Origin of the sequence: Aequorivita nionensis, assembly GCF_046352995.1 — a bacterium.
Lineage (GTDB): Bacteria > Bacteroidota > Bacteroidia > Flavobacteriales > Flavobacteriaceae > Aequorivita > Aequorivita nionensis.
Genome location: NZ_CP130281.1, coordinates 1,600,045 through 1,626,072, shown reverse-complemented (window position 1 = coordinate 1,626,072; position 26,028 = coordinate 1,600,045). Strand labels below are relative to the sequence as shown.

Annotated in this window: 22 protein-coding genes; 11 read left to right on the top strand and 11 right to left on the bottom strand. The window is 38.4% G+C overall.

The features are described from left to right. Positions 1 to 34: 34 nt before the first annotated feature. A complete protein-coding gene (locus Q2U82_RS07360) occupies positions 35 to 1,480 on the bottom strand; it encodes a M28 family peptidase (protein ID WP_410007037.1) in 1,446 nt (481 codons plus the stop codon). Between the two features lie 170 nt (positions 1,481 to 1,650). Between Q2U82_RS07360 and Q2U82_RS07355 the strand changes: the two genes are divergently transcribed. Then, positions 1,651 to 2,199, top strand: coding sequence for a sigma-70 family RNA polymerase sigma factor (locus tag Q2U82_RS07355; protein ID WP_410007036.1), 549 nt, complete (start codon positions 1,651 to 1,653; stop codon positions 2,197 to 2,199). 5 nt (positions 2,200 to 2,204) lie between these two features. Next, the gene (locus tag Q2U82_RS07350) at positions 2,205 to 2,459 is read left to right on the top strand and encodes a hypothetical protein (RefSeq protein WP_410007035.1); all 255 of its coding nucleotides are present in this window, start codon (positions 2,205 to 2,207) and stop codon (positions 2,457 to 2,459) included. On the opposite strand, the gene Q2U82_RS07345 is transcribed toward Q2U82_RS07350, so the two are convergent. Next, entirely contained in the window at positions 2,456 to 3,274 is an 819-nt protein-coding gene (locus tag Q2U82_RS07345) for a hypothetical protein (RefSeq protein ID WP_410007034.1), read from the bottom strand. The genes Q2U82_RS07350 and Q2U82_RS07345 overlap by 4 nt on opposite strands. Before the next feature lie 131 nt (positions 3,275 to 3,405). Between Q2U82_RS07345 and gcvP the strand changes: the two genes are divergently transcribed. From gcvP to Q2U82_RS07330, 3 genes are all read left to right on the top strand, one after another. Then, positions 3,406 to 6,255: an aminomethyl-transferring glycine dehydrogenase gene (gcvP, locus tag Q2U82_RS07340; protein WP_410007033.1), complete on the top strand. Its 2,850-nt coding sequence runs from the start codon at positions 3,406 to 3,408 to the stop codon at positions 6,253 to 6,255. A 116-nt stretch (positions 6,256 to 6,371) separates the two neighbouring features. Further along, on the top strand, positions 6,372 to 7,430 hold the full coding sequence (locus Q2U82_RS07335; RefSeq protein ID WP_410007032.1) for a 3-oxoacyl-ACP synthase III family protein: 1,059 nt from the start codon (positions 6,372 to 6,374) through the stop codon (positions 7,428 to 7,430). A gap of 40 nt (positions 7,431 to 7,470) precedes the next feature. Then, a complete protein-coding gene (locus tag Q2U82_RS07330) occupies positions 7,471 to 7,992 on the top strand; it encodes a methyltransferase (RefSeq protein WP_410007031.1) in 522 nt (173 codons plus the stop codon). Here the strand turns inward: Q2U82_RS07330 and Q2U82_RS07325 are convergent, their stop codons facing one another. Further along, positions 7,993 to 9,549 carry a T9SS type A sorting domain-containing protein gene (locus Q2U82_RS07325; RefSeq protein ID WP_410007030.1) on the bottom strand — a complete coding sequence of 519 codons (1,557 nt, stop codon included), beginning with the start codon at positions 9,547 to 9,549 and terminating at the stop codon, positions 7,993 to 7,995. 54 nt (positions 9,550 to 9,603) lie between these two features. Here Q2U82_RS07325 and Q2U82_RS07320 point away from each other — a divergent pair, with 54 nt between their 5' ends. The 4 genes from Q2U82_RS07320 to Q2U82_RS07305 all read left to right on the top strand — a co-directional run bounded on the left by Q2U82_RS07320 (position 9,604) and on the right by Q2U82_RS07305 (position 13,269). Next, positions 9,604 to 10,458 carry a glycosyltransferase gene (locus Q2U82_RS07320; RefSeq protein ID WP_410007029.1) on the top strand — a complete coding sequence of 285 codons (855 nt, stop codon included), beginning with the start codon at positions 9,604 to 9,606 and terminating at the stop codon, positions 10,456 to 10,458. A 93-nt stretch (positions 10,459 to 10,551) separates the two neighbouring features. Further along, on the top strand, positions 10,552 to 11,652 hold the full coding sequence (locus Q2U82_RS07315) for an alkaline phosphatase (protein WP_410007028.1): 1,101 nt from the start codon (positions 10,552 to 10,554) through the stop codon (positions 11,650 to 11,652). A 115-nt stretch (positions 11,653 to 11,767) separates the two neighbouring features. Then, on the top strand, positions 11,768 to 12,505 hold the full coding sequence (locus Q2U82_RS07310) for an MlaE family ABC transporter permease (RefSeq protein ID WP_410007027.1): 738 nt from the start codon (positions 11,768 to 11,770) through the stop codon (positions 12,503 to 12,505). Next, entirely contained in the window at positions 12,505 to 13,269 is a 765-nt protein-coding gene (locus tag Q2U82_RS07305) for an ABC transporter ATP-binding protein (protein ID WP_410007026.1), read from the top strand. Before Q2U82_RS07310 ends, Q2U82_RS07305 begins: the two co-directional genes overlap by 1 nt. A gap of 6 nt (positions 13,270 to 13,275) precedes the next feature. Here the strand turns inward: Q2U82_RS07305 and Q2U82_RS07300 are convergent, their stop codons facing one another. From Q2U82_RS07300 to Q2U82_RS07290, 3 genes are all read right to left on the bottom strand, one after another. Next, positions 13,276 to 14,712 (bottom strand): DUF389 domain-containing protein, encoded by a 1,437-nt coding sequence (locus Q2U82_RS07300; RefSeq protein WP_410007025.1) that lies wholly within the window; start codon positions 14,710 to 14,712, stop codon positions 13,276 to 13,278. Then, on the bottom strand, positions 14,713 to 15,792 hold the full coding sequence (locus tag Q2U82_RS07295; protein ID WP_410007024.1) for a mannose-1-phosphate guanylyltransferase: 1,080 nt from the start codon (positions 15,790 to 15,792) through the stop codon (positions 14,713 to 14,715). Positions 15,793 to 15,888: 96 nt separating this feature from the next. Further along, complete coding sequence (locus tag Q2U82_RS07290) at positions 15,889 to 16,485, bottom strand: SprT-like domain-containing protein (protein ID WP_410007023.1); 597 nt, start codon at positions 16,483 to 16,485, stop codon at positions 15,889 to 15,891. 255 nt (positions 16,486 to 16,740) lie between these two features. Between Q2U82_RS07290 and Q2U82_RS07285 the strand changes: the two genes are divergently transcribed. Both Q2U82_RS07285 and Q2U82_RS07280 read left to right on the top strand, forming a co-directional pair. Beyond that, complete coding sequence (locus tag Q2U82_RS07285; protein ID WP_410007022.1) at positions 16,741 to 19,122, top strand: TonB-dependent siderophore receptor; 2,382 nt, start codon at positions 16,741 to 16,743, stop codon at positions 19,120 to 19,122. A 72-nt stretch (positions 19,123 to 19,194) separates the two neighbouring features. After that, positions 19,195 to 20,352, top strand: a complete 1,158-nt coding sequence (locus Q2U82_RS07280; RefSeq protein WP_410007021.1) for a PepSY-associated TM helix domain-containing protein — start codon at positions 19,195 to 19,197, stop codon at positions 20,350 to 20,352. Here Q2U82_RS07280 and Q2U82_RS07275 read toward each other — a convergent pair. The 5 genes from Q2U82_RS07275 to porV form a co-directional block, all read right to left on the bottom strand. After that, entirely contained in the window at positions 20,342 to 21,022 is a 681-nt protein-coding gene (locus Q2U82_RS07275; protein WP_410007020.1) for an SDR family NAD(P)-dependent oxidoreductase, read from the bottom strand. The genes Q2U82_RS07280 and Q2U82_RS07275 overlap by 11 nt on opposite strands. A gap of 75 nt (positions 21,023 to 21,097) precedes the next feature. Further along, on the bottom strand, positions 21,098 to 22,792 hold the full coding sequence (locus Q2U82_RS07270; protein ID WP_410007019.1) for a pyruvate dehydrogenase complex dihydrolipoamide acetyltransferase: 1,695 nt from the start codon (positions 22,790 to 22,792) through the stop codon (positions 21,098 to 21,100). Between the two features lie 3 nt (positions 22,793 to 22,795). Further along, a complete protein-coding gene (gene pdhA, locus Q2U82_RS07265; protein WP_410007018.1) occupies positions 22,796 to 23,794 on the bottom strand; it encodes a pyruvate dehydrogenase (acetyl-transferring) E1 component subunit alpha in 999 nt (332 codons plus the stop codon). A 440-nt stretch (positions 23,795 to 24,234) separates the two neighbouring features. Beyond that, positions 24,235 to 24,717: a cytidine deaminase gene (cdd, locus tag Q2U82_RS07260; protein ID WP_410007017.1), complete on the bottom strand. Its 483-nt coding sequence runs from the start codon at positions 24,715 to 24,717 to the stop codon at positions 24,235 to 24,237. Between the two features lie 103 nt (positions 24,718 to 24,820). Further along, positions 24,821 to 26,002: a type IX secretion system outer membrane channel protein PorV gene (porV, locus tag Q2U82_RS07255; RefSeq protein ID WP_410007016.1), complete on the bottom strand. Its 1,182-nt coding sequence runs from the start codon at positions 26,000 to 26,002 to the stop codon at positions 24,821 to 24,823. Positions 26,003 to 26,028 lie beyond the last annotated feature (26 nt).

Below are 26,028 nucleotides of genomic sequence, written 5' to 3'. Positions count from 1 at the left end.
CCCCTCGATTGTAGTCGAAGGGCTAGACCTGACACTAATTCAATATAAATTTCTTAGTAATTGTATGGCCATTTTCTAAAGCGAACTGGGCAATATAAAACCCTTGAGCGAACTGCTGTAGCTCAATGTTTCCTGCTTCATTGTCTATTTCTTCCGAAATTATTCTTTGTCCCGTTACATTGAAAACAGAAACCTCTTTTAATTGTGAAACAGTATTTTTTAAACGGTAATTCAACGTTTTATCTTTTACAAAAACACTAACAGCATTTTCAGAAAAATCATTTACAGAAAGTAGTTTGCGCTTTGCAGCTTCTATTAAAAATTCCAAACCAAGCTTTGTGAATTTTACAGCATGTTCTGGAGTATTAAAATATGAGTAAACATCATCTGGAGTGTGAATGTTTGAGTTTGACTGGTTAAAAGAAGCTTCAAAAGGGAAAGCAGCGTAATAACCGTTATCAGCCCAACTAGCGTGGTCTGAACAACCGTAGCCACATTCAGTATAGTTATAAGTAAAACTGTGTATTCCCGAAGCGTTGTAATGATCCATCAAATCAGTTAAATAATCATTAAGTTGTGAGCTGTTGTACCAATCTGTAGTAATATAAATATCGCTATTGGAACCATTGAAGCCTGTCATATCAAACTGAACGTAAGCAGCCACATTAACGCCGTTATTGGCATAGGCTTCAGCAATTTCGGCAGAACCAACCAGTCCAATTTCTTCTGCCGCAAAAGCCATTACTTCAACACTACTGCTTGGCACAAAATTCTTTTCTAAAAGTACGCGCACAATTTCATTTAATGAGGAAATACCAGAAGCATTGTCATCAGCTCCGGGTGCATTGTCTTTATTTCCAAAGGTTGTTGAATCTATATGCCCACCAATAATCACAAACTCCTCTGGGGTATCTGCGCCATCAAAGGTTAAGATAGCAGAGGGCATGGGCGTGTTTACGTGATTGTAAATGCGTGCGTGAACATCAGTTCTTCCAGAAGCCAAAATCATAGCATCCCATTTTGCTTTTTGGTCCATCACGGCCTGTGCAGCCTGTGATTTTGTATGATAACGTGTTCCGTAATTTTGTAATTCTAAAATATTGTCCTCAATGTTTTGTCCATTAACTAAATCCAAGCATTCATTTACGAATATGTCTTCAGTAATGGTAAAATCTAAGGTTGAATTTCTCCGCGGCTCTCTGTTTAAAGCCAAGAGCGCTTTTTCTTCAGAAGCTCTAAAAATATAGCCGGGACCGTGAGTAATAACGTTGTCGTGAATTTCATGGGCAATTTCTTCGGAAATGATAACAGCAGCTTGTCTGCCTTGAATGTCTAAAATCTGCATATCATTTGGAAAGAGCGCTTTGAAGGATATAGCATCATTGGCATCCATAGTTGCATGAAAGGAAGTGCTATTTTGAGCATTTGTGGCAACTGTAAATAAAAGGAATGTGAATATTCCAATAGTAAATTTTTTCATCGGGAAGTTTATATGTTTATTCTGTAAAAATAAAATTTCTCCCCAATTAATGGCAGTATTTTGAAAGTTTAACTATTTCAGCAGAGCATATTCAAAAAACTAAATAGATAGCATTTCCGTATATGTAATTAAAACTTTCCTATTTTTGAAATAGGCTAAAAACTATTCTTTTGGAACTACTGAATCCCGACCAATGGGTTGACAATTATGCGGATTACCTCTACAATTACACAATTGTAAGGGTAAACGATCATATAGTTGCACAAGACCTAATTTCGGAAACTTTTTTGGCGGGACTTAAATCGAAAAAAAACTTTAAGGGAGAAGCTTCGGAACGCACTTGGCTTATTTCAATCCTGAAACGGAAAATAATTGATTACTACCGTAAAATCAATTCCAAAAAAGGAAAGGCAGAGGTTCATATAGCCTATCGCGATGAAGACTCTGAAGGCGATTGGCTGGAAGAAAATGCCGCCGATCCTTTTGACAAAACCGCAGAGGACACAATGGAGAACAAAGAATTAGGCCTTGCTATTCTGGAGTGTTTGGACAAACTGCCCCAAAAGCAAGCAACTATTTTCAAAAAGAAAACCATTGAAAATTTTGATACCGAAGCAATTTGTAAAGAATACAATATTACGCCGTCTAACCTTTGGGTAATAATCCATCGGGCAAGAAAAACCTTAGCAGAGTGTCTTGAGAAAAATTGGTTTAATTAAAAAATATGAAGTTTTTTTTGAAGTGTGATGAAGCCGTTCACGTATGTGACAAAAGCCAATATAATGAGGCCAGCTTCTTCGAAAAATTAAAATTTAAAATGCACATCCTTATTTGTGCATTGTGCCGTGGCCATGCCAAACGAAACACCAAGCTTACCGAAACCATAAAAGCTGCAAACCTCAAAACACTTCTTCCCGAAGAAAAAGAGGTTTTAAAAACAAGGCTCCAGCAGGAAGCCAACAATGGTTCAGAATCCTAAAGTTGTTCAAAAAGCACAAAAAGCAAGAACCAAATTATAGGTAAGCCTTCCACCCAAAACGAAGCAAAATAGCGATTTTGATCGGTTTTGGAAGTAATCAAAAACCAGCCCATAAACACAGAAAATATCAAGAGGCTCACAATATAGGCCACGTCTGAATCTTGTTTAAAAAACTCAAAAACCAAACAAATCAGTAAAACAGCCAACCCCAATAATTTTGTGTTCCGAACGCCAACCTGCTGTGGCAGTGTTTTTAGGTTTAAGGCATCATAGGGCACATCGCGTATTTCAAATGGGAGAATCAAAGCGACCACTATTAAAATCCGTTGCAAAAAAGTAAGCAAAATATCCAATGAAATTGTTGCTTCGGAAGCAACAACCGGCACAATAACCGTAACTCCCGCCCAAACAAAGGCAACAACAAAAATCTTCAATCCTGAAAAATTTCGGAGGTTCTTATGCCTCACAAAGGGTACCGCATAAAAAAAAGTGGCCAGACCAAAAGCCGCTGTAATCATAAGCGTTTGTATGGAAAGTTTGAATGTTATAAAGGCCAAGAATACAAAGCATATTCCCGAAAAAATCTGAATGGCCTTTAAAGATTGCGTTAAGCTTCTGTGGTGCAAGCCTGCAACTTTGGCGTATTTCACAAAGTTATAACCCGTTAAGGCACCAAGAAAAACAAAGAGCCAAAGCTCAATTGGAATCACTAAATGATATTCCAAAACCGTAATTGCCAATAAGGATAAAACAGCCAAAGCAACATGGATGCTGGCATTAATATAAAAAGCAAAAACACGCTTTAGAAACTTCATACATCCAAAAATAACCAAAGTGTTTATAACCTTACTATTTAGTTGAAAAATAATACTTTTCAAACACTCAAAAAGGAGCTAATTCACGTTTAATATTGTAATTTTGCCACCTAAATTTCAATCGCAAATTAATGAACACAGATTCTTTTGCTTTAAGGCATATCGGTCCCCGGGAAAACGATCTTCCCGAAATGCTTAAAACCATTGGTGTAAGCTCTATTGACCAACTTATTTATGAAACCGTTCCAGACGATATTTTGCTGAAAAAAGCACTCGATTTGGATACAGCAATGAGTGAGCAGGAATACCTGGAGCACATCACCGAGCTTTCCACAAAAAATAAACTTTTCAAAACATATATTGGTTTGGGCTACAATCAGTCCATCACGCCTCCAGTAATCCAACGTAATATTTTGGAAAACCCGGGATGGTACACGGCCTATACGCCATATCAAGCGGAGATTGCACAAGGAAGACTGGAAGCTTTGCTTAATTTCCAAACAGTAGTTAGCGATTTAACCGGAATGGAGCTTGCAAATGCTTCACTTTTAGATGAATCAACCGCTGCCGCAGAGGCAATGGCGCTTCTTTACAACGTTCGCGAGAAAGGAAAAAAGCAGAGTAACGCCTCCAAGTTTTTTGTTTCGGAAGAAGTGCTTCCGCAAACGCTTTCGGTGCTTGAAACGCGTTCTATTCCTCTTGGAATTGAATTGGTTGTGGGCAACCACGAGGATTTTGACTTTTCTGAGGAATTTTTTGGGGTAATACTTCAATACCCAAGCAGAACCGGAAAGGTTTACAACTATAAAAATTTCATTGAAAAAGCCAACGACTCGCAGATAAAAGTTGCCGTTGCGGCAGATATTTTAAGCCTTGTAATGCTGGAATCTCCCGGCCATTTTGGGGTTGATGTTGTAGTGGGAACCACGCAGCGTTTTGGAATTCCGTTAGGTTACGGCGGACCGCACGCGGCTTTCTTCGCAACAAAAGAAGAATACAAACGAAGTATTCCTGGAAGGATTATCGGCGTTACAAAAGACACTGACGGCAACCGTGCTTTGCGCATGGCGCTTCAAACAAGAGAACAGCACATTAAACGCGACAAGGCAACTTCAAACATTTGTACTGCCCAGGTTTTATTGGCGGTTATGGCTGGAATGTATGCTGTGTACCACGGACCGGAAGGTTTGAAATACATTGCGAGAAAAGTACACAATGGCACTGCTACCCTTGCAAATGCTCTGGAAAAATTAGGTTTCGAACAAATGAACGAAACTTATTTTGACACCATCGCAATAAAGACCGATGCTACCAAAATCAAGTTTTTGGCGGAAGCGAAGGAAGTGAATTTCTATTACCCAAATGACGAAACGGTTTCAATATCAATTAACGAAACCACGACCGTTAAGGATTTGAACAAAATAGTTGCAATCTTTTCAGAAGCCATTAAAAAGGATTTCCAAAAGATTACCGAGCTTGAAACTGGTAATAAAATTCCTAAAGAAGTGGCGCGTAAAACCACATTTCTTCAACAGGAAGTCTTCAATAAATACCACAGCGAAACCGATTTGATGCGCTACATAAAAAAACTGGAACGCAAAGATCTTTCGTTGAACCACTCCATGATTTCCTTGGGTTCATGCACAATGAAACTGAACGCCGCCGCGGAAATGCTGCCGTTAAGTGACCCGATGTGGGGCAATATGCACCCATTTGTTCCCGTGGAACAAGCGGAAGGCTACCAAACCGTTCTGAAAAAACTTGAGAAACAACTTACGGAAATTACAGGATTTGCGGGAACTTCTCTTCAACCTAATAGTGGTGCACAGGGCGAATACGCTGGGTTGATGGTTATACGCGCCTATCACGAATCGCGCGGCGAAAGTCATAGAAATATTTGTTTGATTCCTTCCTCGGCACACGGAACAAACCCCGCAAGTGCCGTGATGGCCGGGATGCAGGTGGTGGTAACAAAATCAACCGATGAAGGAAATATAGACGTGGAAGATCTTCGTGCACAAGCAATAAAACACAAAGACAATCTTTCCTGTTTGATGGTAACTTATCCTTCAACTCACGGAGTTTATGAGTCTGCTATTCGCGAAATAACCAGTATTATCCACGAAAATGGCGGACAGGTTTATATGGACGGTGCAAACATGAACGCACAGGTTGGCTTGACCAATCCGGGCGCAATTGGCGCAGACGTTTGCCATTTGAATCTTCACAAAACTTTCGCTATCCCTCACGGAGGTGGTGGACCGGGAGTTGGACCAATTTGCGTTGCCAAACAATTGGTGCCATTTTTGCCTTCAAACCCAGTAATCCAAACAGGTGGTGAAAATGCTATCACCGCAATTTCCGCAGCGCCTTATGGCAGCTCGTTGGTTTGTCTTATTAGCTATGCCTACATTTGCATGCTTGGGGTGAACGGTTTGAAGAAAGCTACACAAAATGCTATCTTGAACGCAAACTATATCAAAGAAAGATTGAACGGCCATTATGAAGTGCTTTACGCAGGCGAACGCGGCCGTGCTGCCCACGAAATGATCGTGGATTGCCGCCCATTCAAAGCAAAGGGAATTGAGGTTACTGACATCGCAAAAAGATTGATGGATTACGGTTTCCATGCGCCAACGGTCTCCTTTCCTATTGCTGGAACTTTAATGATTGAGCCAACGGAAAGTGAAAGCAAGATGGCTTTGGATGAGTTTTGTGACGCGATGATTTCAATCAGAAAAGAAATTGAAGCCGCTGATAAAGACGAGCCAAATAACGTTTTGAAAAATTCACCACACACCTTACAAATGCTGACTGCTGATACTTGGGATTTCCCATATAGCAGACAGGAAGCGGCATTTCCGTTGGAATACATTTCAGAAAATAAATTCTGGCCTTCGATTCGCAGAGTAGATGATGCGTATGGCGATAGAAATTTGATATGCACTTGTAATCCAATTGAAGCTTATATGGAGGCTTAATTAAGTTATCAGTCGCAGTCGCAGTAGGCAGATTAAAATAAATTATTTTTACTGAATACTGCGACTGAAAACTGAATTACTGAATTTTCCGTATTTTTAACGAAACCTTTCAATTTATGAATGTCAAAATAACAGGCATAGGCAGTTATATTCCAAGTGAAGTTGCCAAGAACGAGCATTTCGGCGATCATCATTTTTACAATGAAGACGGCACTCGCTTTGGCAATGAAAACACTGTAATAATTGAAAAATTTAAAGCTATTACGGGCATTCACGAAAGACGATATATTCCAAAAAAATTAGCCACTTCAGACATTGCATCTTTTGCTGCTGAAAATGCCATCAAAAATGCCGGGATTAATAAAGAAGAACTCGATTATATTATCGTGGCCCATAATTATGGCGACGTAAGGCACGATTCCGTTCAAAGCGATACCGTGCCCAGTATTGCAACCCGAGTAAAACACAATCTTAAAATCCAAAACCCAACTTGCGTGGGCTATGATGTGCTTTTTGGCTGTCCGGGATGGATCGAGGGAATGATCCAAGCCTATGCTTTTATAAAAGCGGGAATAGCAAAAAAATGTTTGGTTGTTGGGGCAGAGGCCCTTTCACGTGTGGTAGATCCGCACGATCGGGATTCCATGATTTACAGTGACGGAGCTGGAGCCGCGGTTGTTGAACTTACGGATGAAGCTGGCGGTTTTCTTTCACATTTCAGCGCAACCTATGCTTTTGAGGAAGCACATTTCATTTTCTTTGGCGAAAGCAATAATTTGGAAAGAAAAGATGCGCGTCGGTATATAAAAATGTACGGCCGAAAGATTTATGAATTTGCTTTAAACAATGTTCCCGACGCAATGAAAACCTGCTTGGATAAAAGCGGAGTTGGAATTGACGAAGTGAAAAAAATATTTATCCATCAGGCAAACGAGAAGATGGACGAAGCCATCGTGAACCGGTTCTACAAACTTTACGACAAGACCACTCCCGAAAACATTATGCCTATGAGCATAGATAAATTGGGCAACAGTAGCGTAGCTACGGTGCCTACACTTTATGATTTAGTATTAAATGGTGAACTTGAAGGACATGCTATCAATAAGGGAGATGTTGTTATTTTTGCAAGTGTTGGCGCGGGAATGAATATTAATGCGATAGTTTATAGAGTTTAATTAATTCTGAATTCAGAATTCAGAATTCAGAATTGAAAAAATGTACGAAGGCAAGTTTCCCAAGAAAAGATACAAACACACCCTAAATTTTCTAAACGAAGTAATTTCCAAAGAAGAAAAAATTCTCGATTTGGGCGTTTCCAACCCTTTTTCTGAAATACTCACCAAAGAAGGTTATAACGTTACAAACACCCAAGGTGAAGATCTCGATTTAGAGACAACTGTGGTAAAAACAGAAGAATTTGACGTTGTTACCGCATTTGAAATCTTTGAGCATTTGGTTTCGCCCTTCAACGTTTTAAATGATATTCGGGCTACAAAATTGGTCGCTTCCGTACCCTTAAAACTATGGTTTGCCTCGGCTTATAGAAGCAAAACCGACAAATGGGACCGCCACTATCACGAGTTTGAGGATTGGCAATTTGACTGGCTTTTGGAAAAGGCTGGCTGGCGAATTGTGAAAAGTGAAAAGTTCACCAATCCCGTAAAAAAAATAGGGATACGGCCAATTCTTCGAAGGATTACGCCGCGTTATTATTTGATCTATGCTGAGAAATTATAGCTATTGTTTTATTAGTTTAAAATTTCTTGAATTTTCATTTTCCAAAGAGATTCTTACTACGTACTCCCCAACTGGTAAATAAGAAACATCAAATAGATTAACTTCCAAATTATCAAAACCGACAACCATTCGCCCATTTATATCAAAAATTTGAATTTTAGAAATTCCATCTACTTCATTAATACTAAAGGATTTTTTAGAAGGATTTGGATAAAGAAAAGATTTATTTGAAAAACCGTCCAAATCTTCAATGGATAGAATTTCACCAAGTTGTAATATCCAAGCACTTCCTTTTTGAAAACCTCCCTCATTATCAGAAAAAGCACCAACAGCAAGGCAATGTCTTTCTGTCAATCTCCCTATATTACTCACACTAAAACCAAATGAATCTCCTTCGTCGATATTTCCTTCAAAGTGCTGTAAGCCTTCTGTATATTTAACATAACTACTTACAGTTCCATCAATATTTAAATTTAGAATATAAAAGGCCCCAAAGTTAATAGCCCCATCATTTTGATAACCTCTGGCACCAACTGCTATTTCAATCAGTTCATCACCATTTAAATCTCCCATCAAATCAATTGACTTTCCAAAAAACATTTCGTCATTGAATTCAGTGTCAAAATTTCCAATAATATCGCTAATCTTTTGTAGGTTGTTGACCGTGCCATCTGTATTCATAAACAGGATATAAACTGCTCCTCTATTTGAACCTCCGTCGTCATCACGATAAGCCCCAACAGCCAAATCAATTACACCATCGCCGTTAATATCTCCAATATTCGCAACGGAACCTCCAAAATAATCACCCTCTTCTAATACACCGTTTAAACCTCCTTGAGTATCACTTATTTTTTGATAATTTTTTACCGTAAAATCTGCATTAAGAAATAGAATATAAACTGCGCCTCTATCGGACCCCCCATCTGGATCCCTTCGGGCCGAAACTGCAATATCCTGAAATCCATCGCCATCCAAATCCCCGATAGTTTCAATATCTGTTCCGAATACATCCTCATCATCCAGTGGTGCGGTAAACCCTCCTTCTGTATCACTAATTTTAGCATAGGAATTTACTGTTCCATCGGGGTTTAAAGATAGAATCCAAGCGGCTCCGTGCCAATACCCACCATCTCCGTCATACTCTGCGCCTACGCCAAGTTCAATCAAGCCATCGTTATTCATATCGCCTAAGTATGATAATGATGTTCCAAAAATGTCCCATTCATCCAATTGACCATCAAAACCACCCTCAGTATCACTAATTTTTTGATAACTATCTACGGAACCTTCCAAATTCAAGAACAGAATATAAACTGCTCCGTGATTAAATCCCCCATCATCATCTTTAATTGCAGATATTGCTACATCATTAATTCCGTCACCGTTTATATCACCTATTCCTTCAACAGAATATCCGAACCAATCTTCATTATCTAGACCATCTCCAAAGCCTCCAATCTCATATCCAATTTTTTCATAAAGAGCGACATCATAATTCTGAGCATTGATAACGTTAAAGAAAATCAAAGCCATTAATAGTAATGTTTTTTCCATAATGCAAATTTTTAAAATTCTTAAATATTCCTAAATATATAATATTTTTACACAATGAAGATTTTTATTATTATTCCTGCCCATAACGAAGAAATATTTATTGGCGGAATGCTTCAATCCATAGTTGACCAAACTGTAATTCCCGAAAAAGTGGTTATTGTGAATGATGGTTCAACTGATGATACCCAAAAAATCATCGAGCACTTTTCAGCAAAGTATTCTTTTATTGAAAATATTTTTCATAATTCTGAAGCACTTCACAAACCTGGAAGCAAAGTAGTCAATGCTTTTTACAAAGGTTTTGAAACCCTTGATAATAATTTTGACCTCATCGGAAAATTTGATGCGGACCTTATTTTACCTTCAGATTATTTCGAAAAAATTATTGCTTTATTCACCCCTGATGAAAAAATAGGCATCGCTGGGGGTAACCTTTATATTGAAAAAGAAAACGGCTGGGATTTTGAAGCCATTTCAGAAAAAACAAAAGTCCGCGGCCCCATAAAATTATACCGTAAAGCCTGCTTTAAAGAAATAGGCGGGCTCAAAAAATCCATCGGCTGGGACACAGTAGATGAACTCCTTGCCCAATACCACGGCTGGAAAATAAAAACCGATACTTCGCTACACGTAAAACATTTAAAACCTACCGGAAAGGTTTATACAAAAATCTCCAAATACAAACAAGGTGAGGCTTTTTACAAAATGCGCTATGGCTTTTGGCTCACATTGATAGCCTCTGCAAAAATGGCTTCCAAAAAAAATAGCCTTTCGTTTTTTGTGGATTCAATGAAAGGATTTCAAAAAGCGAAGAAGGCAAAACTAGAATTTATAGTTTCAGAAAAAGAAGGGAAATTTATTAGAAAACTACGCTGGGATAATATTCGAATGAAAATTGGCATTCGTTAATTCGGGATTTGGAATTTTAAGATATAACAACACCCACTTAACACTTCAAAACCTTTATATTCTCTATTTTTGCAAACAAAATTTTTACATATAATGAATTTTAGATTCCTCATCCTGCTCTTATCATTTGCAATAATCCCAGCTTCCTGTGTTTCCGTTCAAGTAAAGGACAATACAATTTCCCATAGCGCTTCGGAAATAAAAAAACCTAAAAACATCATCCTTCTCATAGGCGATGGTATGGGCTTGAGCCAGGTTTCCACAGCTATTTATTACAAAGATGGCAAACCGAATTTTGAACGTTTCGGAACAATCGGACTTAGCAAAACTTCTTCCGCTAGTGATTTGGTTACTGATTCTGCCGCTGGCGCAACTGTTTTTTCTACGGGAGTTAAAACTTATAACGGTGCAATTGGCGTTGATAATGACACAATTCCTGTTCCTACTATTGTTGAACAACTTTCCAAAGAAGGCTTCGGAACTGGTATTGTTTCAACATCTTCCATTCAGCACGCCACGCCGGCAAGTTTTTATGCGCACGTAAAAAGTCGAAGAATGTATGAGGAAATTACTGAGTTTGCCCCAAATTCTGGTGTAAACTTTTTTGCTGGTGGTGGACTTAAGTTTTTCAACCAAAGAAAAGATGGAAAAGACTTATTAGCTGAAATGAAAGCGAAAAACTATGAAGTGATTACTGACCAACTTCCAAAAACCCCAAGTGAAAAAAATGAACTCATCTTGCTTGCAGAAGATGGAATGCCTAAAATGAGTGAAGGTCGTGGCGACTTTTTACCAAATGCAACAAAGCTCGCTTTGGAAAAACTTTCAAAAAACGAGAAAGGATTTTTCTTGATGGTGGAAGGAAGTCAAATAGATTGGGGCGGTCACGACAATGATGCAGATTACTTAATTCAAGAGCTTTTGGATTTTGATAAAACTTTGGGGATAGCTTTAGATTTTGCCAAACAAAATGGCGAAACACTTGTGATTGTTACCGCAGACCACGAAACAGGTGGTTACACACTGGCTTCAGACGGAAAAGATTACAATAAAATTAAACCCAGTTTTTCTACAACTGGTCATTCTGCCACAATGGTACCCGTTTTTGCGGAAGGTCCTGGCGCTTCCAATTTCAGCGGTATTTATGAGAGCAACGAGATTTTCCATAAAATGATGGAACTTTTGAAAAGGTAAATTGGCGAATCTGTTAATTTGTAATTTTCTAATGGCGCACATATTGAAATTCTTAACTTGCTTTTATAAAATACAGTGATGTAATTTTAGTACTTTAGCCGAAGCATCCGTTTTTATGAAGTATTTACAAGATATTGGCTCTTATTTTTTAATGATTAAAAAGGTGTTTGGCAGTTTTACCAAAACATCTGTTTTGAGACATCTTATTTTTAAGGACATCAATGACCTTATAATAAGTTCTTTGGCCATTGTTTCCTTTATATCCTTTTTCGTGGGCGGGGTTGTGGCCATACAAACGGCCTTGAATATGGACAATCCTATCATTCCAGATAGCTTGATAGGCTTTGCTACACGGCAGTCTGTTATTTTGGAATTTGCGCCAACTTTCATGTCCATAATCATGGCAGGTAAGGTAGGTTCATTTATTACCTCAAGTATAGGGTCTATGCGGGTAACAGAACAAATTGACGCTCTAGAAGTAATGGGTATCAATTCGCTTAACTATTTAGTTTTTCCAAAAATTGTTGCTTTAATGTTTTATCCCTTCGTGATTGTTCTTTCCATGTTCCTTGGAATTTTGGGAGGTTGGGTTGCTGGTGTTTATGGTGGTTTTACCAGTTCTTCTGATTTTATCGCGGGGCTACAGGAAGATTTTATTCCGTATCAACTGTTTTACGCATTTTTCAAAACCACTGTGTTTGCCTTTATTCTTGCCACCGTACCTTCTTGGCAAGGTTTTTATATGAAGGGTGGCGCTCTGGAAGTAGGTAAGGCCAGTACAAATTCATTTGTGTGGACCAGTGTACTGATAATTGCGGCCAATTATATCATAACCCAACTAATGCTGAGCTAATGATAAAAGTAGAAGACGTACATAAAAGTTTTGGGGACGAGGAAATTCTAAAAGGAATAACCACAGAATTTGACAAAGGAAAAACAAATCTGATTATCGGACAAAGTGGTAGCGGGAAAACTGTTTTGCTGAAATGTCTTCTCGGACTTTTCAAACCTGAACAAGGAAGAATCTATTATGAAGACAAAGCCATCCAGGATATGGATGATGAGCAGCAGCGTAAGCTTCGTGAAGAAATTGGGATGCTTTTTCAAGGTGGAGCTCTGTTTGATTCTATGAATATTGAAGAAAATGTGATGTTTCCACTGCGCATGTTCACCAAACAGAAAAAAACCGATATGCTAGCTAGGGTAAACGAAGTTCTTAAACGCGTTAACCTTGAAAACGTAAACAAAAAATTTCCTGCCGAAATTTCTGGGGGAATGCAAAAAAGGGTTTCTATTGCCCGTGCAATTGTAAACAAACCCAAATTTTTGTTTTGTGACGAACCAAATTCTGGTCTCGATCCAAAAACGGCAACATTGATAGATACGCTTATCCAAGAAATTACCCATGAGTATGATATCACCACAGTAGTTGTTACTCACGATATGAATTCGGTAATGGAAATTGGCGAGAAAGTGGTTCTGCTTAAACACGGCAAACTTGTGTGGCAGGGCACCAATCAGGAAATTTTTAAAACCGATAATGAAGATGTAACCAACTTTGTGTATTCCTCAGATCTTTTCAAAAAAATTCGCGACGTTCAATTAAAAGAAGGATAATCTCTTTTAAGGATATTCCGAAACTTGAAGGGTGTCCAACTTCAATTTAAACTTAAGCCAAGACTCAATTTTTTTCAAGTCAGTTCTTCTTTCTTTTGAAGAGACATCTTTTTTCCAGCGAATATTAATAACCGCAAGTGTATCTGTTTTTTGAAAGTTTGTTGTTATTTTATTTGAATAACTGAAAGTTTCCACACCTTCATAATTTATTTTAAGCTCTTCGCTCAATTCTTTAAAGGGAACATTTTGAACTTTCATAAGCGCTACTTCATTCTCTAAAAAACGTATTTTTTCGTCTTTATCCTGAATCAGTTGCTCATTCTTAACATATAAATCTTCTAGTATTCCAGCTTTTATTTCGCCGGAAAGTTTCGCGGCCATTTCACCACTTTGGTCTGCTCCCTGGTAAATTCGCAAACGGGTTTCTTCCAAACTTTCTGTTTTTTCAAGTTTCTGTAACCATTCATTTATCTTGTTCTGAGGAACGGGACGGCCAATTAAGTAAACATCTATATTTTTAGACTTATAGTCTTGTGTAAATTTAACTACTTCAGCTCCTTCATACTTTATAATGTTTTTTACAAATTCTTTTGTCTTGTTTTCGAAAACCTGTTGGTCCAAAAGCTTTATAAATAACCAAACGCTCGGAACCATAACAGCAATCGCTATTAAGGAAGCAATCTGGGCGGTTCTTTTGCGTCTTTTGCTATTGGCATATCGCACCAATGGAAAGCGCAGTATTTTTGAAACAATAAAAGTGGAAAGGGCAATAAAAACAGCATTTATACTAAATAAATACAAGGCACCGCCTGCATAGGAAGCATTTCCGATGGCCAAACCATAACCTACGGTACACAATGGCGGCATTAACGCTGTTGCAATGGCTACCCCAAAAATAACGCTGGCAATAGTGCCGCTTTTCGTCTTCGCAACGATCAATCCCAAACCACCAAAAATGGCTATTAAAACATCCAAAATTGTGGGATATGTTCGAGCTATAAGTTCTGGGGTTTCTTCGGTTAGTGGCGAAAGTTTAAAGTATAGAAAAGCAGTGAGCACACTCAAAAAAACCATCACACCTAAGTTTATAAGCGACCGTCGCAAGGTTTCAACATCATTGATGGCCACGGATAAACCGATGCCCACAATAGGTCCCATCAATGGTGAAATAAGCATAGCACCAATGACAACAGCGGTGCTACTCACGTTAAGGCCGATAGATGCAACAAAAATGGAAAAGATAAGAATCCACGCCGTATGCCCTTTAAATGAAATATCCTTTTTTACAGCATCAATAGTAGCGTCGCGGTCAGTATCAGAGCGAATATCAAAGAGTTCGCTCAAAAATTTCTTGATACTTTCCCAGGTATTGAGTTTTATATTATTGAACTCCTCTTCATTAGGAGTTATTTTAATATCATTCTTGTTTTCAGTATTCTCCATCTACAAATATTTTTTACCAAATTTATTAGAAACTTCACTCAAAAGCTGCTTTATTTCTTGTTCTTTTTTCTTCGGAAACAAAAGCAACACCTCTTCTTTATCGACCACAATATAATCTTCAATTCCATCAAGAACAACCAGTTTTTTGGTATTTGCAAAAACCATATTGTTTTTAGAATCCTTAAAATATGTATCGGCATTTACGACCGAGTTGTTATTTTCGTCTTTATCCAATTTATCGTAAAGCGCTCCCCAAGTGCCAAGATCGTTCCAATCAAACGTTGCTTTTTTTAAATAAACATTGTTCGCTTTTTCGAGTATTCCATAATCAATGGAAATATTTTCGGCTTCGGGATAATTAAGGTCAATGAATTTTTTTTCTTCGGAAGTGTTTAAAACAGCCATTCCTTTTGAAAACAATAAATTCATCTCTGATAAATGATTTTCAAAAGAAGCGACTATACTTTTCACACTCCAAATAAAAATACCCGCATTCCACAGAAAATTTCCTGCAGCAAGAAATTGTTTTGCAGTTTCATAATCAGGTTTTTCACGAAACTGTTTCACCTTTTTTATTTCTGAAGCACCATTTTTATCGCTTTCAATATAACCGTAGCCTGTATTTGGAAAGCTTGGCTCAATTCCTAAAGTGAGTAAAATATTATCTTTTTCTGCTGCATCAAAACATATTTTAATATCACTTGCAAAAGCATTTTCATCTTCAATCCAATGGTCGCTAGGCGCAACAAGCATCACCGCGTTCGGATTTTCTTTTTTTATTTTTAAAGCCGAAAGCAAAATACAAGGTGCGGTATTTCGCATTGCTGGTTCCAAAACCACTTGCTTTTCTGAAATTTCCGGCAATTGCTTCAGGGTAATTTCCAGATACATTTCATTTGTAAGTATGTATATGTTTTCTGAAGGAATAATTTTGTTCAGTCTGGAAAAAGTTTTTTGTAGCAGCGTTTGACCAGTTCCAAGCATATCGTGGAATTGCTTAGGAAAATCTTGGGTACTTACAGGCCAAAATCGGGAACCGATGCCACCTGCCATAATTACTGCGTAATAATTTTTGTTCATTCAAAAAAGTTTAAATGTTTAGCGTTTATAAGTTTAGCGCCGGTACTAAAGATAGTTTTTAATTTAAACACCTAAACTTTTAAACTTATAAACTCATCAACTCAAAAATTCCACCTCAGCATTTGGATTGAAAAGATAAGTTCTTCCCGTAGCAACTTCCAAACATTCAAAACGCTTAACACGCTGTTTTCCACGTTTAAAAATTTTACCGTTGTACAATCTAAAATGCCCCCCAAAAGGTATCTCAAATATATAATTTTTATCGTTCTCTGGGTCAAACTGTTTTAAGGCCAACGCAAGGCTTGCATCTGTATCACTTGAAGCTTTCGGATTTTTAAAATGTCGGGCCAATAAAGGCAATAATTGATTCGGAAAAACCTCGGGACGTAAAAAAGGAAGCATCAACACCTGAAAAGTGCGCTTCCACTCCAAGCCATGGGGTTTTATTAGTCTTCCATGTTTTGTGAAAGCTTCCAGATGTGCTATTTCGTGAACCAGCGTAATTAAAAAGCGGTATTTGTTAAGCGAGGCATTTACTGTGATTTTATGTTGGCCATTGGGCATTTTCCTGTAGTCGCCATGGCGAGTAACTCTTTCATTTACAATCTTAAGATGAACGTTGTGTGCTTTTATCAATTCAAAAGCTGAAGCAACGGAAGCTTGCGGAATGTATTTTTCAAGAATCTCTGTCATAAAGGTAAAAATGCGAAAATTGCAGCTCTTTTTTAAGGTTCAAAAATACCGAGTCTTTGTAAATATAATGTGGTTTTTCAGCCTAAAAAAACAAATCTTGATACTTCCTGAAAAATAAATTTCCCTCCATTTATTTTATTTTCAATCTCTTATAAAAATTTATTTAAAACAATTCTAAATAAGCTTTGAAATCATAAAGCCCAGTAATATATTTGCACTCAATTTAAAATCAATCTAAATAAAAACAATATTACAATGAGATTAATAACCACCCTACTTTTCATCCTCTGTGCACCTATAATTTTGGCTCAAGAAGTAGCGAAAATTAACGGAAAAGTAACCGATATCGATAATAACCCAGTTCCCTTTGCCAGTGTTTATATCCCCGAACTTAAAAAAGGAGGTGCCGCTGATGAAGACGGGGTTTTTACAATCACAAATATTCCTTACGGTCAATGGCAACTTACCGCAAGTGCTGTGGGCTATACATCTTCCACAATAACAATCAGCCCAAATGATTCTATTTTGAATGGAATTCGCTTTCAACTTACCCCCGATAATGAATTGGATCAAGTGGAAGTGTTTGGAAATCGAAACGACCATCCTGACAAAATTGAATCAATCACCCGATTGCCGCTAAAACCTTATGAACAGATCCAGAGTATCTCAGTGCTTTCAGAAAAATTGATTGAGGATCAAGGTGCTTTGAGCATTGCCGAAGCCACTAAAAACGTACCGGGCGTTTACACCTTCGCGACTTATGGCAACAAACGTGAGAGTATGTCCTCTCGTGGATTTAGGGGAATTCCTATTTTGAAAAACGGAGTACGGATTCATTCAGATTTTCGCGGTGTTGGTATATTGACCGATATGCAGGGTGTGGATAACATTCAAGTTCTAAAAGGAACCGCTTCCATAACCCAAGGCGTAGCAACAGATTTGGGAAGTCCCGGCGGAATCATAAATATTGTTACCAAAACTCCAAAATATACTACCGGAGGAAGCGTGAGTCTGCGCGGAGGAAGTTTTGGGCAAATACGTCCTACATTCGATGTTTATGGGCCACTTAACAAAGAAAAAAATATTGCGTTCCGTTTGAATGGTGCTTTGGAAAGAGCCGATAGTTTCAGGGATTTGGGGGAAAAGGAAAGTTTTTACTTCAATCCTTCTTTTGAATGGAAAATAAATGAAAAGACAACGGTAACTTTAGAATTGGATCATTATTACGACAGCCGTACCCCAGATCTGGGCACCGTAAACTTGGCTGAAAATGATATGAATGCAATTTATGATCTTCCACATTCACAATTTTTAGGTTTTGAAAACGATCGTTCCATCACCGAAAATACTACCTATGCCATCAGAATGGATCGTGAATTAAGCGAGAAACTTACATTAAAAGGAGCTTTCTATAGTTCGTCACTAAGCTTGGATGATAAAGGTGCCGGTTTGGGAAAAACTATTGAGGAAAATGAAATGCCTATTTACAATATTCGCCAACGCAGCTACTCCACCTCTACCCGCGATGACAACAACAGTGTGCTTCAATTTGACTTGATTGGGGATGATGTTTACACAGGTTCTATAAAACACACATTCCAAGTTGGATTCGATTATCGGGCCTCACGGTTTAGCACAACCAGCCAATCTGCTGGAGTTGTAGATACTATTAATGTTTTTCAAAACATAGAACACAGATTGCCCAATGTTGCCTTGGGAGAAGCAAATGTGAGCGGCGGAAAAACAAATTCATTAGGTTTTGTTGCCCAGGATGTGATTTCTTGGAACAGTTGGCTGAAAACATTTTTGGGGGCACGTTACAGTTCAACCGAAACGCTTTCAGAAGTTGAAAACACACGTAGCGATGCTTTTAATCCGCTGGGAGGAATTATAATTTCGCCAATAAAAAATGTAAACGTTTTTGTTTCATACACCAACAGTTCCTATCCACGAACAGCTTCACGTTTGGGTCAAAATGGAGAAGAATTGGGGAATGAGCGCTACGACCAATTGGAAACGGGTTTCAAAACAACTTGGCTCAACGACCGACTGCGATTTAACTTGACGCTTTATAAAATCAACAACAAGAACATAAACCTCCCTGTTTATGACGAAACTTGGACAAACATTTTATATTACGCAAAAGGCGGGAACGACCAGCGCCAAGGAATAGAAGTTGAACTTACCGGACGGCCACTTGAAAATCTGGAGCTGATTGGCGGGTACGCATATATTGATGCGCAATATAAAGAGCATACCTCCTATGTTTATGGTTCTGCACCGCTAAATACTCCAAAACACACCTTTAATGCCTATGCCAATTACTCTTTCAGAAATAGCATTTTGGAAGGGCTTTCGGTTGGCGCTGGTGCGTATTTTACCGGAGAACGCCCTATCAACGATTGGTCGTCGGGGCCTGTTACCCACCAAGGAATTGTGCCAAACCAAAAACCCTTTGATGTAGAAGCCTACACCTTGGTAAATTTTCAGGCGGAATACAAATTCAATAAAAACTGGAGTCTTCAATTTTTGCTGAATAATGTTTTCGATAAAATAGGTTACAACGCCTATAGAACCAGTTATATCAATCAAACCGATCCACGAAACTTTGCAGGAGTCCTGCGCTATAATTTTTAGTTGTTTGAGTGTTAGTTTATAAAGGCATGACTTAGGTTGTGCCTTTTATATTGTTTTAAAAATTTCCTTTTTATGAAATCAAAAAAATATACTGTCCGAAAGTTTATAAACGACGTCCATCTCTGGTTGGGAATTGGCAGCGGCATCATTCTGCTGATTATTTGTTTAACAGGAACGGTGCTAACTTTTGAAGAAGAAATAAAAAGTTTGTTTTCTGAAGAAATGATCGTTTCTCCAAAAGAAACTGTTTTTCCAATAGAAACACTAACAACAAAGCTTGCCGCTGAAGGTGAAGTGACGCGCGTAAGCATAAGCCCAGAAAGAACAAAGCCCTATGAGTTTTCCGTTAAAACAAACAAAGAGGACAGGCGCGGAACGACTTTTTTTGTTGATCAATACAATGGAACTTATACGAAATCGGAGCCAAATGTGCTTGATGGATTTTTTATGACCATGTTCAAACTGCACCGTTGGCTTCTTTTGGATATGTCTATTGGAAGACCGATTGTTGGTATTGCCACTATCATTTTTTTGATACTTTCCATCACAGGCATTATGCTTTGGTTTCCAAAGAAGAAACTGAAAAAATTGAAATGGAAACATCTAAAACCCGGTTTCAAAATAGCTTGGCGCGCAAAATGGAAACGCGTAAACCACGATTTGCACGTAACCTTGGGATTTTACACGGCGATATTTTTAGTGATTATGTCGCTCACCGGACTTTTTTGGTCTTTTGAATGGTACAAAGATGCGGGAAGCGCAGTTTTGGGAACGGAAGTTTTTGGCGGGCGCGGAGGCGGACCAAAAATTGATTCCAAAGCAAATCCCTCTTCAAAAACTGTAGATTTTGCCGAAGTCATAAAAATCACGGCAAGTGAATTGCCTTTTGAAGGAACTACAATTTTTCAAATTCCAGCTGATGAAAAAGATATTTTTAGCATCCGCAAATACCACGATGAAGATTTTCTGGAAACTGCCGTTGATGAACTGAAAATTGATCGCGATGGCACTATTATTTCAAAAGAAATTTTTTCAGAAAAACCGTTGAACGTGCAGATTGCAAGTTCCATTAAAGCAATCCATATGGGGACAATCTTTGGATGGTTTTCAAAAACCATTTACTTTATTTCCTGTTTAATTGCAACAAGTCTTCCAGTGACCGGAATCATTATTTGGCTGAATAAACTGAAGAAAAAACCTAAAAAGAAACAGAAACCACTCAAGGTGTAGTACTCGAAACCTGCAATATTTTTCCGTTGTAAAACTTGTTTCCCGTAAGGGAAAAATCCATTATATATTGCGCCATTTCAGTTGCCGAAAGCGGCGCTTTAAAGCCGGGGAAAGCCTCTTCCAGCATTTCGGTTTGCACGGAGCCCAAAGCAAGAACGTTGAAAGACGGACCCGTTTCTTTGTATTCTTCGGCAAGCAATTCGGTTAATGTAATAATCGCACCTTTACTGCTACTGTATGCACTCAGCCCAGGAAATTTCACACTGCCCTGCACGCCGCCCATACTGCTGATGCTTACCACATGGCCTTCTTTTTTCATAAAAGGAAGTGTCGTTTTTATCAAGGAAGCCGCGCCAAAAACGTTCACGTCGTAACATCTTTTAAATTCTTCGGAAGTGATTTTGGTAAAGGGTTTGTTGACCAAAAACCCGGCGTTGTTTATCAAAACATCAACAGATTTCATCCCTGTTTGAATATATGGGGAAAGCTTTAAAATTTCAGATTCATCGGCGATGTCAAATTCCAGAGCGGTTACATTTTTCAGTTTTAAATCTGAAATAGGTTTTGAATTCCGCGAAAGCGCCAAAACATTGTGGCCGGCTTCGGAAAAAAGCTTTACCATCTCAAACCCAATTCCGCGGGAAGTACCTGTGATTATTATGTTTTTCATAATTTAAATATAAACAAATCCCGATAGTTTCGGTAAAATGAAGCTATCGGGATTTTAAATAGTCATTGCCTAGTGTTATACAAACATAGTCACAGGATTCTCAATATATTGTCGCAAGGTTTGCAGGAATTTTGCTCCCGTCGCGCCATCAACAGTTCTGTGATCGCAGGCCAAGGTTACTGTCATCGTATTCCCAACAGCAATTTGCCCATTTTTCACAACCGGCTTTTGAACGATTGCGCCAACAGATAAAATTGCGGAATTTGGCTGGTTTATGATAGAGGTAAATTCGGTAATTCCAAACATTCCAAGGTTTGAAACCGTAAACGTACTGCCTTCCATTTCCTGTGGCGTAATTTTCTTGTTTCGTGCTTTTCCAGCAAGCTCTTTAACCTGTGCTCCAATTTGTGAAAACGTCATTTGGTCCGCAAATTTTAGAACAGGAACCAGTAATCCTTCGTCTACCGCAACAGCAACGCCAATATGAATATGCTTTGCAATTCTTGTAGCTTCAGGAGTCCATTGGCTGTTAACTTGCGGATGCTTTCTCAAGGCCATTGCACACGCTTTTATAACCATATCGTTGAAAGAAATTTTCACATCTGGATCTGCATTTATAGATTCGCGAGCTGCGATTGCGTGATCCATATCCAATTCAACTGTCAAATAATATTCTGGTGCGGTGAATTTTGATTCAGCCAAACGCTTTGCAATGGTTTTGCGCATTTGGGAGTTTTTTACTTCCTCAAAACTTTCAGTTCCCACAGGAATATAAGCTTGTCCGCCGCCAGCTGCAGGTTGATAATTTTCAATATCGCTTTTAACAATGCGACCATTTTCACCACTTCCACGAACTTGGCGCAGGTTAATTCCTTTTTCCTCAGCAAGCTTTTTAGCCAAAGGCGAAGCGAAAATGCGGCCTTCGTTTGTTGTTTGTGAGCTTTCAGATTTTCCTTTGTCCTCCGAAGCTTTAGCGGAAGGGGGTTCTTTTTTTGAATCGGTATCTGAAGTTTCTTTTTCTTCTTTTTTATCTTCGGAAGCACTCTCTTTTTTATTCGAAGATTTCCCGCTCTTTTTAAAATTTTCGGCAATCCCGGAAACATCGATTCCCTTTGGGCCGATGATTGCAAGCAAAGCATCAACTGAAGCAGATTCACCTTCGCCAACACCTATTTTTAAAAGCGTGCCGGAATAGAATGATTCAAATTCCATTGTGGCTTTATCGGTTTCAATTTCCGCAAGAATGTCGCCTTCTTCAACTTTGTCGCCTTCCTTTTTTAGCCAAGATGCAACAGTTCCCTCTGTCATTGTATCGCTCAAACGCGGCATTGTAATTACCTCAACACCATCGGGAAGCTCAGTTTTTTCAGAATTTGCTGATTCATCACTTTTATTGGAATCGTTTTCAGTTTCTTTATCAGAAGATTTTTTCTTGTCTTCTTTTTTATCGGTAGATTTTTGTTCTTTGGAATCGTTTTCCTTATTTTTTTTATCCGAAGATTTTCCGTCAATCAAATCTGAAATATCTTCGTCCTTTTTTCCAATAATTGCCAAAAGCGAATCCACTTTTGCGGTCTCCCCTTCTTTAATGCCAATATGAAGCAAGGTCCCTTCATAAAAAGATTCGAACTCCATCGTGGCTTTATCTGTTTCAATTTCTGCAAGAATATCGCCTTCCTTTACGGAATCACCTACTTTTTTAAGCCAGGTTGCCACCGTTCCTTCTTCCATTGTGTCGCTCAAACGCGGCATGTTTATTACTTCTGCCATCTTTTATAATTTATCTGATAAAAAGGGATAGTCTTCCTGTTCGTAAACCGCATCGAACATTACATTTTTCTCTGGATATGGCGAATCTTCTGCAAACTTTTCACATTCATCTACTAAATCCTTAACCCTTTGGTCAATCTTTTTTATTTCGGCTTCTGTGGCCCATTTATTTTCATAAATCTGGTGAAGCACATAACTAATTGGATCTTCCTCTTGTTTTTTTGCAACTTCTTCTTTGGTTCTATAATGCTGCGCATCACTCATTGAATGACCGCGATAACGATAAGTGCGCAACTCTAAAAATGTTGGACCATCACCACGACGGGCGCGTTGTATCGCTTCGTCCATTTCCTTTGCAACAACCTCTGGTTTCATTGCATCTACCGGCTTACAGGGCATTTCATAGCCCAACCCAAGTTTCCAAATATCTGTATGGTTAGCGGTTCGCGCTACGGAAGTTCCCATTGCATACCCGTTATTTTCCACACAAAAAACTACTGGAAGCTTCCAGAGCATTGCAAGGTTAAAGGTTTCGTGAAGTGAGCCTTGACGCGTTGCGCCATCACCCATATAAGTGAGTGTTACGGAATCTCTGTCAAAATATTTATCGCCAAATGCCAAACCTGCTCCAAGTGGAATTTGTCCACCCACAATACCGTGGCCGCCATAAAAACGATGTTCTTTGGAAAAAATGTGCATGGAGCCTCCCAAACCTTGTGAAGTTCCGGTTCCTTTTCCATAAAGTTCTGCCATTACTCTTTTAGGGTCCACGCCCATACCGATAGGTTGCACGTGGTTTCGATAAGCGGTAATCATTCGGTCCTTGGTTAGGTCCATTGCGTGCAATGCGCCTGCTAAAACAGCTTCTTGACCATTGTAAAGGTGTAGAAAACCCCTTACTTTTTGATTGATATATACTTGCGCCAGCTTATCTTCAAACTTGCGCCAAAAGAGCATGTTCTCGTACCAATCCAGATACGTTTTTTTGGTGATTTTCTTCATCTATCTGCTATAAGGTTTTCCCGAAGGAAAATTTATTAAACGGATAACAAAAATAGCACTTAAAAAGGTTAAATCACAAATTCCAAATTCCAAATACCAAATAAATTCCAAATTCGAAGCAACAAATTCCAAATTCCAAATACCAAATAAATTCCAAATTCGAAGCAACAAATTCCAAATTCTCATTAAATTCCAAATTCAAAGCACCATCCCGATAGCTATCGGGAACAAATAAATCTCAAAATTCAAAAAAACAAATTTCAACTAAAAAACAAATGACAAACTCGGTTGTTAAAAGATTATTTAATGACAACTAATATTTCAGAAAATAATAAATTCAAAGTTTGAATTTTTATTGTTGAGCTTTTTGGGTTTTGGAATTTGTTTTTATTTGGTCCCGAAACTTCGGGAGGTGCTTGAGATTTGGTGCTTTTTTTCCTTTAGAGGTATTTAGCATCGAAACCCAGCGGCAGTAAATCCATTACAGAAGCTACCTTGATGATATCTCCGGTTTCGCCCATAAAGTAGATATTGATTGGCGATTTTTGTTTTTGTTCATACTCCGCCAAAGATTGGCGGCAGGCACCACAGGGCGCAATGGCCTCCGTAACTTCGTGACTTTCGGCGCGCACGGTAATGGCAAGGTCTGTTATAGTTTCATTCGGAAAATTGGCCCCCGCACTGAATACCGCAACCCTTTCAGCACACAGACCCGATGGGAAAGCAGCATTTTCCTGATTATTTCCCGAAATTATTTCACCGGAAGAAAGACGAAGTGAAGCTCCAACCCTAAAATGTGAATAAGGCGCATAAGCATTTTCACGTGCTTGCTGCGCCTTATTCATTAATTCTTGAATGTCTTTTGGTAGCTCTGAAACGGTTTCAAAAACTTCCAACTGAATTTCAATTTTTTGTTTTTTCATTTATTTAGTCGATGAGTTTAGAAGTCGATAAGTTTAGAGGTTTAATATATTATAATTTACTTTTTTGATCCTCAACTCATACACTTCAAAACTTTTAACTATTTTAATATTCGTCGTAAGTATCTCCAAAGTTAAAGGTAAGACCAAAACGAAGGGTTCCGTCAAGTGGGCTGTTTGCCAATTTAGACGTAGAGAATAAATACGAAATGTCAATATTGATTGCAGTATAGCGGAAACCTGCTCCAATAGTAGCAAATTTTCTTCCACCCTTCATATCACTTTCATTAAAGTAACCTCCTCTAAAAGCGAAAACATCTTGGTACCAATATTCAGCACCTAAGGCCCAAGTGAATTCTTTCATCTCTTCACCAAAACCACCTGGAGCATCGCCAAAAGATTTGAATATTCCTGAAATGAAACTTATATCATTGTATTCCTGGTTAACTTGCCCTCTTTCTTCAGGAGTTATTTCGCCATTGCCGTCTATATCTGGATCTTGGCGCGTTGGCACCAATAATTTATTTACTTCGGCTGAAACACCTATTTTATTGTATTCATCAAGTATGAAATCAAAGCCACCACCTAGCGCAAGGTTTGATGGCAAGAAGCTTTCAGAACCTACTTCATCATATTTTAGTTTTGGGCCAATGTTTGAAATATTGAAACCCATTCTCCATCGTCCGTCAAAATCATTGTAAGGTATCTCTTCACTTTGGTAGTAACCAGCAACATCAACCGCAGCAGTATTTGCAGCGGTTGCATCAGCAACAGCAGATTGCAATTTCAAATCTGAACGAATATAACGTGCTGCAACAGCCATAGAAAAGCGTTCACTTAATCTTAGTGAATAGGAAACATCAAACATAAGTTCGTTTGGTTTTACCAAAAGCGGCTCTTGTTCTGCAGTTTCACGAAGTTCAATATCTCCATTGCTAAAATAACGGAAACTTGCGGCTACTGCACTATTTTCGTTCAAACGGTTGTAGTAGGTAAGGTTACCTAAAAATATATCGTTTACCAACTTGCTTAAATATGGAGTATATGTAACCCCAACGCCTTGTTTTGATAATGAAAAAGCATATTTTGCAGGGTTCCATTGTTGCGAAAAGGCATCCGCAGAAGTCACAACCCCTATATCACCCATACCTCCTGAACGCGGATCAGCACCTATTAATATAAAAGGAACACCTGTGGTAATGGGATTAAAGTTTTCAATATCATCTTGTTGCGCCATAGATTTAAAAGCAACAAGGCCTATCAATATTGGAATAAATAATTTCTTCATAAAAGTTAATTTTGAGCAAATATAAA